At 50.4% G+C, this 10,865-nt stretch carries 11 protein-coding genes and 2 riboswitches; of the genes, 6 read left to right on the top strand and 5 right to left on the bottom strand.

Annotation, left to right across the window (positions count from 1 at the left end):
• Position 1: 1 nt before the first annotated feature.
• From EXW93_RS02130 to mtnK, 5 genes are read right to left on the bottom strand one after another with little or no spacing between them, the layout of a single operon-like run.
• A complete protein-coding gene (locus EXW93_RS02130; RefSeq protein ID WP_023467044.1) occupies positions 2–1,006 on the bottom strand; it encodes an ABC transporter permease in 1,005 nt (334 codons plus the stop codon).
• Positions 1,003–2,511: a sugar ABC transporter ATP-binding protein gene (locus EXW93_RS02125; RefSeq protein ID WP_174316000.1), complete on the bottom strand. Its 1,509-nt coding sequence runs from the start codon at positions 2,509–2,511 to the stop codon at positions 1,003–1,005. The genes EXW93_RS02130 and EXW93_RS02125 overlap by 4 nt, the downstream gene beginning before the upstream one ends.
• Positions 2,508–3,590, bottom strand: a complete 1,083-nt coding sequence (locus EXW93_RS02120) for a sugar ABC transporter substrate-binding protein (protein ID WP_174315999.1) — start codon at positions 3,588–3,590, stop codon at positions 2,508–2,510. The genes EXW93_RS02125 and EXW93_RS02120 overlap by 4 nt, the downstream gene beginning before the upstream one ends.
• A gap of 11 nt (positions 3,591–3,601) precedes the next feature.
• Entirely contained in the window at positions 3,602–4,651 is a 1,050-nt protein-coding gene (gene mtnA / locus EXW93_RS02115; RefSeq protein WP_174315998.1) for an S-methyl-5-thioribose-1-phosphate isomerase, read from the bottom strand.
• Positions 4,648–5,814, bottom strand: coding sequence for an S-methyl-5-thioribose kinase (gene mtnK, locus EXW93_RS02110; protein ID WP_174315997.1), 1,167 nt, complete (start codon positions 5,812–5,814; stop codon positions 4,648–4,650). The genes mtnA and mtnK overlap by 4 nt, the downstream gene beginning before the upstream one ends.
• Positions 5,815–5,892: 78 nt before the next feature.
• Positions 5,893–5,996, bottom strand: a riboswitch (SAM riboswitch).
• A 205-nt stretch (positions 5,997–6,201) separates the two neighbouring features.
• A riboswitch (SAM riboswitch) is annotated at positions 6,202–6,303 on the top strand.
• Between the two features lie 70 nt (positions 6,304–6,373).
• On the opposite strand from mtnK, the gene EXW93_RS02105 reads away from it, so the two are divergent.
• From EXW93_RS02105 to EXW93_RS02080, 6 genes are all read left to right on the top strand, one after another.
• On the top strand, positions 6,374–7,564 hold the full coding sequence (locus EXW93_RS02105) for a 2,3-diketo-5-methylthiopentyl-1-phosphate enolase (protein ID WP_174315996.1): 1,191 nt from the start codon (positions 6,374–6,376) through the stop codon (positions 7,562–7,564).
• The gene (locus EXW93_RS02100) at positions 7,561–8,220 is read left to right on the top strand and encodes a 2-hydroxy-3-keto-5-methylthiopentenyl-1-phosphate phosphatase (protein ID WP_174315995.1); all 660 of its coding nucleotides are present in this window, start codon (positions 7,561–7,563) and stop codon (positions 8,218–8,220) included. Before EXW93_RS02105 ends, EXW93_RS02100 begins: the two co-directional genes overlap by 4 nt.
• Positions 8,217–8,837 carry a methylthioribulose 1-phosphate dehydratase gene (locus EXW93_RS02095; protein ID WP_023467033.1) on the top strand — a complete coding sequence of 207 codons (621 nt, stop codon included), beginning with the start codon at positions 8,217–8,219 and terminating at the stop codon, positions 8,835–8,837. Before EXW93_RS02100 ends, EXW93_RS02095 begins: the two co-directional genes overlap by 4 nt.
• Before the next feature lie 16 nt (positions 8,838–8,853).
• Positions 8,854–9,390 carry a 1,2-dihydroxy-3-keto-5-methylthiopentene dioxygenase gene (locus tag EXW93_RS02090; RefSeq protein WP_023467032.1) on the top strand — a complete coding sequence of 179 codons (537 nt, stop codon included), beginning with the start codon at positions 8,854–8,856 and terminating at the stop codon, positions 9,388–9,390.
• 125 nt (positions 9,391–9,515) lie between these two features.
• A complete protein-coding gene (locus tag EXW93_RS02085; protein WP_174315994.1) occupies positions 9,516–10,004 on the top strand; it encodes an arsinothricin resistance N-acetyltransferase ArsN1 family A in 489 nt (162 codons plus the stop codon).
• A gap of 60 nt (positions 10,005–10,064) precedes the next feature.
• Positions 10,065–10,820, top strand: a complete 756-nt coding sequence (locus EXW93_RS02080; protein WP_174315993.1) for an MBL fold metallo-hydrolase — start codon at positions 10,065–10,067, stop codon at positions 10,818–10,820.
• Positions 10,821–10,865: the final 45 nt, after the last annotated feature.

Genomic DNA, 10,865 nt, shown 5'->3' with positions numbered 1-10,865 from the left:
ATTATTTTTTTCGATACCGCGCATAGGTCGTCGCGAGTGCGACCGCAAGGACCAGCCCTTTGATGATATTCAACGAATAGTATGGAACAGACAGCATAACGAGACCATTTTCAAGAATCCCGACAAGACAAGCGCCAACGAGTGTGCCAAGCGCATTCGGCTTCCCTTGTCCTGCGAACGACGAGCCGATGAATGCGGCTGCGACCGCTGGCATCAGATAACCGGAACCGGCATTGATTTGTGACGATCCGACTTGTGACGCAAGTAAAATCCCACCGATTGCCGCAAGTAACCCAGCAATCAGATACGCGAGTGCCCGGTAGCGGTTGACACGAATTCCTGTCAGTCGTGCGGCTTCCGGATTCCCACCGATGATATAGAGAAAACGACCGTGTCGCGTATGGCTTAAGAAGACGTGTGTCACAGCGACGACGACGAGCATGATGACGATGATCCAAGGCGCCTGGCTGATTTTCGCGAATGCCTCCGGAATCGTGCCGACTGTTGGTGTACCGTCCAGGCGCGGCATTCCGGCACTGATTGAACCACCACCGGTATACGTCATCGCGACACCTTCGACGATGAACATCGTCGCAAGCGTCGCAAACAAATCCGGAATCTTAAACCAGACGATGAGTAAGATGTTCACCAGAGCAACGCTAAGAGATAAGAGAAGTGCTAAACCAATCGAGACACCGATCGGTAGACTGTACCAGACGAAGAACGAGACGACGAAAGAACTCGCAAGCGTCGCGGTCGACCCGACCGATAAATCAAATCCATTGACCGTCAAAGAAACGGTCAAGCCGATCGCGATAATCGTCACGATGGAAATACTTCGTAAAATATTAATTAAATTCGTCCCTTGTAGGAATGTTGGAGCCGTCGTCGCAAAAAACAGGACGAGGGCAAGGATCGCGAGGACGATCCCCCAGTCGTTCAAGAATCCGAGGACAGGACGTAAACCCTTCCCTCGGTTCGTTTGTTTTGATACTACCTCATTCATCGTTGCCCTCCTCCTGTCGCATACCACAACAAGGTTTCTTCTGATGTGTCCGCCGTCTTCGTTTCATGGACGATCCGTCCATCGAACATGACGTAGATTCGGTCCGTGACGGTCAAAAGTTCATCCCATTCACTCGTCGCGTAAAGGATCCCTTTTTGTTGTTGCGCGAGTCCGTCAATCAGACGATAGATATCTTGTTTGGCTCCGACGTCGACACCTTTTGTCGGTTCGTCCAAGACGAGTACAGAAACATCGGTCAGTAACCATTTTCCGATGGCGACTTTTTGTTGATTCCCACCGGATAGTTGACCTACTTCCTGTTTCACGTCTGCCACTTTAATGCCCAGCTCCTTGACCCATTGCGATGCCTGATTTGCTTCTTTGCGACGATCCATCAGCCCCCAGCAGTTGACGAAATCATGAGCTGCCGCTGCTGTTAGATTTTCTGCGACAGAATCGGCAACAAGAATTCCTTCTTTTCGCCGTTCTTCAGGAACGAGACCGATTCCCGCTTGAATCGCAGCTTGTGGATTGCGAAGGCGATGGGCTTTTCCACCTATCCGAACTTCCCCTTCCTGAAACGGGCGATCACCGAACAATGCTTTGCATAATTCCGTTTTACCGGCACCGACAAGACCCGCGATACCAACGACTTCACCTGCTTGAACCGTCAAGGAGATATTGTGGACGTCCGCATTCGTAGCACTCTCGACCGTCAGTACGTTCGTCGCGTTTACCCGTGACGTTTTCGCAACAGACGTAAGCTGACGCCCGAGCATTTGCTCAACGACAGCTTCCTTCGTGATGTCTGTCAAAAGATGTCGTGAGATGAGTTGACCGTCGCGCATGACCGAGATGGAGTCGCAAATCTCATATAGTTCCTGTAAACGATGCGAGATGAAGATGATCCCAAGCCCTCGTTCGGCTAAACGACGCACGACTGAAAAGAGATGGCTTGTTTCCGCCTGACTGAGCGGTGCCGTTGGTTCATCAAAAATCAAAAAACGGCGTTCTTGGACGAGGGCGCGGGCAATCAATACGAGTTGCTTTTCAGCAAGCCGCAACTCCTCGACACGTGTCTTGACGGAAATATCCGCCTGTAATGTTGCTAACGCTTCTTTGGCACGCTGTATGTAACGGCGTTGGGATACGAAGCCAGTCATCGTTCCGTCCGTCAACAGATCGAGACAGATATTCTCAGCGACCGTCAAATACGGGACAAGCGCCACATCGACCTCTTGTTGGACGAGGTCGATTCCAATCTGTTTCGCATCACGCGGTGACGTGATGGTCAACTTCTTCCCGTCGAGACGGATCGTTCCTTCGTCCGCCGTTTCCGCTCCGGATAAGACTTTCATCAACGTCGACTTACCGGCACCATTCGCACCGACAAGCGCGTGGATTTCACCGGATTTCACTTCAAACGAGACTTGTTTTAAGGCTTGCACTCCCGGAAACGCCAGTGAAATCCCGGTCATCTTCAAGTGATGATTGGTAGACGTCATTGTTTCTTATGGACGTCACGCAACCGGTCCATCCACGGTTCATTGAATTTGTCCGATGTACTCCATCCTTTGATGATCGTATCGAGATTGTACATCGTCGTGTCCTGCTTCAACGCCTTCTGCTCCACGAGTTTCGCGTCGAGATCAAAGCTCTCCGGCGTCTTCTCTCCGGCGATTTTCTTAGCCAGTAATCGCATGTCCGTTTGTCCAATCAAGAATGGATCCACCGCACTCGTCGAGACCCAGTTACTGCCTTTTTCACGCATCAGGTTGATGTCCTGATTCGAGACATCGATCGAGATCAGCGGGATTTCTTGACGTTTATTATCCTTGAGCGATTTGTAAGCCCCTTTTGCAACTTCGTCCCATGCACCCCAAACCGCATCGATACTTCCTTTCGGATATTTCGCGAGAATCGCATTCATCTTCGTTGCGATATCCCCTTGGACATCTTGGAAGTTTGTCGGTCCAACCGTCTCAAGCGTTTTGATTTTACCGTCTGCTTCGTACGTCTTATAGATTTCCTGACGACGATCGAGTGGGGCAAAACCTGGTCCGAACCAGAGTTTGATGACACGGACCGGCTTTTTGTCCGTCACCTTCGTCACTTCATCGAGCGATAGCTTCGCGAGTTGATGATCGTTTTGGAACGTTTCCGTAACACCTTTTAACGCCGTTCCTTTTTTCTTCGTGACCGTATCGAACGTCACGACCTTCAGTCCTTTGTCGACCGCTGGTTTGATCATGTCATAGGCGTAGTCTTCCTTACCGTGCGAGATGATGAGCCCATCATAATCTTGTTGAATCGCTTGCGCGACAAGCTCCTTGAACTTGACGTCGTTACCTTCCGAAATGAACGTGCTGACTTTAAAGCCGAGCGCTTCGCCTTCACTTCGTGCGCCATCAAGGAATTGTTTCGTATGATCATCCGATGCCAGGTTGCGGATCACGGCGATCTTGACGTCCGATTGAACCCCTTTTGGTACATCCTTGACGACCTTCGTCGTCGTGGCTTCTCCATTCGCACAAGCCGCTAGTAACAGTGCCGGTGCTAGGACGGCGTAAGCTAGTTTTTTCATGACATATCTCCTTATCCGAGGGGTTGAAGCCCTGTTAATTGTTCAATCGTTTCTTCATTCGGTTGCGTGATGACACCAAGTTCGGTGATGATGCCCGTAATCAATGTGTGTGGTGTGACATCAAACGCTGGGTTGAAGACAGCGACGCCTTCCGGTGCTGTCGCAATACCTTGGACAGTCGTCACTTCCTGCGGATCACGTTCTTCGATTTCGATCGCGTCTCCGGAAACGAGCGAGAAGTCGAACGTCGAGAGCGGTGCTGCGACGTAAAACGGAATACCAAAAGCTTGCGCGAGCAATGCCAATTGGAACGTCCCGATCTTATTCGCGGTATCGCCGTTTCGTGTAATGCGGTCGGCACCGACGATGATCGCGTCAATCTGTTTTTCTTTCAGCGTGTGAGCGACCATGTTGTCCGTAATTAACGTGACATCGATCCCGGCACGTTGAAGCTCCCATGTCGTCAATCGTGCTCCCTGCAGTAACGGTCGCGTCTCACTCGCAAAAACGGATAATTCAATGCCGCGTTCTTTTGCGATGTAGAACGGCGCAAGTGCTGTTCCATAAGCAGCGGTCGCAATCGATCCAGCATTACAAATTGTTAGAATCCGGTCGCCTGACTGGAATAATTCCAGTGCATGAATCCCGATTTGACGTGACGTCTGCGCATCCTGGTCGTATAAAGCGACCGTCCGTTTTTCCAACCGTTCGCGAATCTCTTCTACCGACGTCCCGTCTTGAATGATTGGATTCAATTGATCGAGGACATTTCGCAAGTTGACGGCCGTCGGTCGTGTCGCGAGTAACGTCGCCGATGTCTCAAGCAAGGCTTGCTTGTAGACCGGAAGCGCCGCTTCAAACCGGTATGCTTCTTGAACGAGCACGAATCCCCCAAATAAACTGATCGCAGGTGCGCCCCGAACGCGCAGTTGTTTAATCGCCTCAACGGCTTGCGCGAGATCAGCAATGACTTCATAGTGCTCTTCCTGCGGTAGACGTGTCTGATCGAGAATCGTCAAGACACGGTCTTCGTAACGGATACTTTGAACGAATGTAGTCATCGGCTAAGTTCCTCCGTTACGTCAAAGTTTCGTAAATCATCGAATGTCCGGCATTCTGTACGGCGTTTGATTAACGCTGTTCCTAGACGGAGAGCGTGACGTTTCCGCTCTAAGCGTTCCGTCGTTGAATTGATTGATTCTAAATCAGCGACCGGTGCTAGACCGATCGTCCGCCGAATCAATTCGCAACCGGCGAAGCCAAGGGCATCCTGCAAGATCGTGCTCAATACATCATCGACGAGTCCTGGTGCCTGGAACGGTTCGACGGCTTCCCGTTCCCATAAGGCACGGAACGTTGAAGCGAACGTCAGCCAGAACGTATCGACATCCTTGATTCGGGCGTCACGTCGTGTAGGGTAATCCGGATATGCCGCGAAGAATAAGTGGGCGATGAACTGTCCGACATCGAATCCAAATGGACCATAAAAGGCGAATTCAGGATCGATGACTTTCGTTTCCGTCGCTGAGGCGAAGATGCTTCCTGTATGTAGATCGCCGTGCAGCAATGCATCTCCTTTCGTGATGAAGAGCGCTTCGAGTTTTGCGACTTCGCGTTTCAACTCATCGTCTGCCCATAGACGTGCCACCTCTTCTTCGAGTCCGACTTCAATCTCGTTCGTCTCCGCGTCATGAAACGGATCCGTGAAGATTAATTTTTCCGTGATGTCGCACAAGTCTGGATTGTAGTACGTTCGGGCGACACGTTTCTTTTCAACCGGACCAAGCGCAAAGTCCGATGTATGGAATAACGTCCGAGCGAGATAAGAACCGATATGTTCCGCAAGCAACGGATACTGTTCACCTGCGAGTAAACCGCTTCGAACGATCGTCAAATGTGAAAGATCTTCCATGACCGTATACGCCTCTTCGTGACTAGCATGAAAAACACGTGGTACGAACGGTACGGCATGTCGCGCGAATTCACGGAGTGCGGATTGCTCGATCCACGCTCGTTCGAGCGATAACGGCCAGCTCTCCCCGACGACCTTCGCATATGGTAATGCTTGTTTTAAAATCAAGCGATGTTCGCCTTCTCGAATCCGAAAGACGAGGTTGAGGTTCCCGTCGCCAATCTCTTCTGCTTCGACGGCTCCATCGCCGATCAGTCCTAATGTCCGAACACGATCAATCGCGTCCTGTTCTGTGAATGCTTTATATGTCATCTCAGTTTCCCCCTATGTGATACACGAAAAAGCGCCTCTTTTCGTCATCGAAAAGAGGCGCAGAAAAGTCACTGCGTCCTCTTATCTCTCAGACGAAACGTCTGTTGGATGTAGCACCGTGCCTAGTGGTCGGTTGCTGCGGCGTCATCGGGCCAATTCCCTCTGCCAACTCGCGATAAGAGTCGTATGTAGTTGTCGTGTGTGATATTGATTTGAATCTTACGCAATCGACTTCCTCGCTGTCAAATCGAAATCAAGCAGAAACGGACATCATTTTTAAGTCATCTATAGAAAGAGTATTTCCAAAAAAATAAATTTTCTAAAAATAGTTTGACAAGTCACGATTCTCATGTAAAAATTGCAATTAGATTTCACAATTTCATCCAATTCTTATCAAGAGCAGACGGAGGGACAAGCCCTACGATGTCGCAGCAACCGACCTTTTGGCACGGTGCTAATTCTTGCAGCTACTAAGCTGACAGATAAGAGTCCACGTTCGAATCATTCATGGTCTCTTGTCGCTGACGAGAGACCATTTTTTTGTTGAAGGAGGAAAGACATGGCTTATATCACTGCTACTTATCAATTGACTGCCCGTGATCGACTCGAGCAGCGCGCTGAACAACTCGCGCTTGGTCTGACAGTCGGTTCTTGGACGGAACTGAATCATCTCGAACAACAACAACTCGCCTCGTTCAAAGGGGAAGTCGTACATACCGAAGAGCGCGATGGCAAAGGATATATCACGATTCGTTATCCGGAACATAACGTGTCGCGCGACTTTTCTGCGATTCTGACGACCGTCTTCGGGAAACTCTCACTCGACGGTGAAATCAAATTAACGGAATTGCTACTACCCGATACATTTACGTCGGACTTTCCAGGTGCGAAATTCGGGATTGAAGGGGTCCGTTCCTTGATCGGTGTCGAAGATCGCCCATTGTTAATGAGCATCTTCAAAGGAGTCATCGGACGCGATTTATCGTTCCTTCGTGATCAACTCGAAGGACAACTCGCTGGTGGGATTGATCTCGTCAAAGACGATGAGATCCTATACGACAATCCGTTGACACCGACGATTGACCGGGCACGAATCGGACGTGAGGTCATCGATGCTCACTTCCACCGGACTGGTAAACGTGCGTTATATGCGATCACACTCAGCGGTCCCGTCTTTACGCTCAAGGATCAAGCCAAGCGATTGATTGACGCTGGAGCGACTGCTTTCTTGCTGAATACCTTCACATACGGACTCGACGTCTTACGCGAACTGGCAAGTGATCCGGAAATCAACGTTCCAATCTTCAATCATCCGGCATATAGCGGTGCGTTGATCGCTAGCCCGAATCACGGAGTCGCAGCTCCTGTCTTACTCGGCACATTACCGCGTGCTGCTGGAGCAGACTTGACGCTATTCCCGTCTCCTTACGGCAATGTCGCTTTGCCAAAGGATGTCGCCCGTGGCATCGCGGTCGAAGCGACCCGTCTCGGTCAGACGAAATCGATCTTCCCGGTTCCTTCAGCCGGTATTCATCCTGGACTCGTCGCTCAACTCGTACGGGACTTCGGTATCGATTCCGTCATCAACGCCGGTGGCGGCGTACATGGTCATCCGCAAGGTGCTGCGGCTGGTGTCACCGCTTTCCGTCAGGCACTCGATGCGGCACTCGCAAATGAATCCCTATCGACGGCAGCATCGCGTCATGAAGAATTACGGATCGCCCTCGACGCTTGGGGGATCAAGTCATGACCGTACGGATTCTTTGTGACTTCGACGGTACCGTGACGACACAGGATAACATCATCGCACTCATGCAGGCATTTGCGCCAGCGAGTGACTTCGAACCGTTAAAACGCGGCGTACTCGACCGGACGTTATCGATTCAAAGTGGTGTCGGGCAAATGTTCGCACTTCTGCCATCTGATGGGAAAGCGTCCTATCTTGACTTTTTACTGGAGCGCGCCGTCATTCGCGACGGATTTTCGGAGTTACTGCAGTACAGTCGTCGTCAAGACATCGATTTCTCGATCGTCAGCGGCGGAATGGACTTTTTCGTCGAACCGATCTTAGCGCCATTCCTTGAACAAGAACAGATTTACTGTAACGTCGCCGATTTCAGTGGTCCATTCGTCCATATCGATTGGCCAAACGCCTGCGATGCCCATTGTACGAACGGGTGCGGCTGTTGTAAAACGTCCGTTGCCCGGACACTACGTAAAGACGGTGACGTCATCATCGTCATCGGCGACTCGGTGACGGACTTCGAACTCTCAAAACAAGCGGATCGTGTCTATGCCCGTGATTATCTGATCACGTTGTGTGAAGAGAACGATATCGCCTATACACCGTTTGAGACGTTCCATGATATCGTTCATGATTTAACACGAGCGGAGGTGACAACATGACATTCATGCGACGCTATGAAGAGCTACGCGCCATCAAACAAGAGCTTGCGGCTCGCGATTGGTTCCCTGGTACGAGTGGCAATCTCGCCATTCGGACATCCGGTGTCCCGGTTGAATTCCTTGTGACGGCAAGCGGAAAAGATAAACGGCAGACGACTCCTGACGACTTCGTTCATGTCGATGCGACCGGTCAATTGATCGGTGAGCAATCCGGGCGTCCTTCCGCTGAGACATTGCTCCATGTCGAAGTGTTCAATCGAACGGACGCCGGTTGTTCCCTGCATGTCCATACGATTGCGAACAATGTGATTTCGGAACTCTATGGCGATCAAGGCAGCATCACCTTTTCCGGTCAAGAAATCATCAAGGCACTCGGACACTGGGAAGAGGATGCGACGGTCACGGTACCGATCATTCCGAATCATGCGGACATTCCGACGCTTGCCGCTGCTTTTGCACCTCATGTCACAGCAGACAGTGGTGCCGTCCTGATCCGCAATCACGGAATCACGGTCTGGGCACCGACCGCCTTTGAAGCAAAGAAACACCTCGAAGCCTTCGAGTTTTTATTCAATTACACGTTGACGTTGCAATCATGCCGTCAATCCATTCATTAAAAGGAGGAATCATCTCATGGCAACAGTCTTATTCCAAGAAACAAACACACGGTATACGGATCAAACGGAAGTCGCTGACTTCCTTGCGTCACGGGGCGTTCTTTACGAACAATGGGACGTTTCGAAACTTCCAGCGCCTCTCGTTGAGAACTTCACACTGACGGATGCAGACAAACAAACGATTCTCGATACGTTCGCTCCCGAAATCAAAGACGTATCAGAACGTCGTGGGTATCAGACAGCTGATATCATCTCACTTTCGGATACGACACCGAACCTTGATGAGTTACTCGTCAACTTCCAGAAAGAACATCATCACACGGATGATGAAGTTCGTTTCATCGTTAGCGGTCATGGCGTCTTCGCGATCAAAGACGAAGAAGTCGGCTACTATAACATCGAACTCAATCCTGGTGATTTGATTTCCGTTCCTGTTAACACACGCCACTACTTTACGCTTCAAGACGATCGTAAAGTCGTTGCTGTTCGGATCTTCGTCACGACAGACGGCTGGGTTCCGATTTATGAAAACGAGACGTCAACGGTCTCTTAAGAACGATAAAAGCGCTGATTTCCTTTATATGAAGGGAATCGGCGCTTTTTCTTATCGCACAAACATATCACTACATTGACACGTAACCGATATAATGAAGGAAAAGCGATGAGGAAGTGAGCGTCATGCATATTCGTCCCGTAACGGAACACGACTTACCAGCGATTCTCGCCATCTATAACGAAGGCATCGAAGATCGAATCGCAACGCTTGAGACCGACCAAAAGGACTTATCCTTCATGACCCAGTGGTATGCAGAACGCACCGATCGATATGCCGGATATGTCGCTGAAGATGACACAGGTGTCCTCGGCTTCATTTCCCTCGATCCGTATAATCCGCGTCCTGTCTATGCATCCGTCGGTGAGATTTCGGTTTATATCACCCGGACTCATCGTGGACAAGGGATTGGCACACGTTTGCTTGAAACGGCTGAGCAATACGCCCGTGATCATCAGATGCATAAACTCATTCTCTTCACCTTCCCATTCAATAAAATCGGACAAAAACTCTATATCCGCTCCGGGTTTCGGATCGTCGGAACGTTTAAGGAGCAAGGACAGTTGAACGGTGAATATGTCGACGTCATGGCGATGGAGAAACGCTTGCGATAGGATTCATTGAATGCCAGACGGGGAATAGTCAATTCGAGTCATTGAGAGAGGATGAACCTAATGGATATTCAACAAATTCGCAATGCAACACTCGTTGTCACGTATGCCAATCAAGTCTTACTGATCGATCCGTTCCTCGGCGAAAAAGGCAGCTTGCCTCCCTTCGGTCAAACACCGAATGCCATCGCTAATCCACTCGTCGACTTACCGGTCGATGTCAACACACTGCTCGATCCTGACGCCATCTTCGTCACGCACCTGCACGCTGATCATTTCGATGATGCTGCTAAACAACTATTACCCAAGCATTTGCCACTCTATGCGCAGCAAGAAGAAGACGCGCAGCATATCCGAGAAGCCGGCTTCACGAACGTCTCTTCCTTCGATTCCGGTGTGACGATCGGTGATATCCAAATCCATCGAACAGGTGGACAGCATGGTGTCGGTGAAATCGGCGAACGGATGGGACGTGTGTCTGGGCTCGTCCTCACCCATCCGGACGAACCAACACTTTATATCGCAGGTGATACGATCTGGTGCGACGAGGTCGCGCATGCAATCGAACAACATACACCCGATATCATCGTCGTCAACAGTGGCGCCGCCCAGTTCTTGACCGGAGAGCCGATCACGATGTCACAGCGTGATCTCCTTGCCGTACACGAAGCGGCGGCGGAAGCGACGATCATCGTCTCGCACCTCGAGTCCGTCAACCACTGTCTCTTGCGACGTGATATGATTGCTGACTTTTTAGCCGCCTTCCACCTTTCTGCCCATTTCCTGATTCCAGAGGATGGCGAAACGATGTCATTTTAAGAACAGTAACCTTCATTAAAAAGAAGTCCTGCTTTTCGAGTAACA

The organism is Exiguobacterium sp. JMULE1 (genome assembly GCF_013337175.1).
Taxonomy (GTDB): Bacteria; Bacillota; Bacilli; order Exiguobacteriales; family Exiguobacteriaceae; genus Exiguobacterium_A; species Exiguobacterium_A indicum.
Note: the sequence above shows the minus strand (reverse complement) of the source record. Positions and strands in the feature narration are given on the sequence as shown.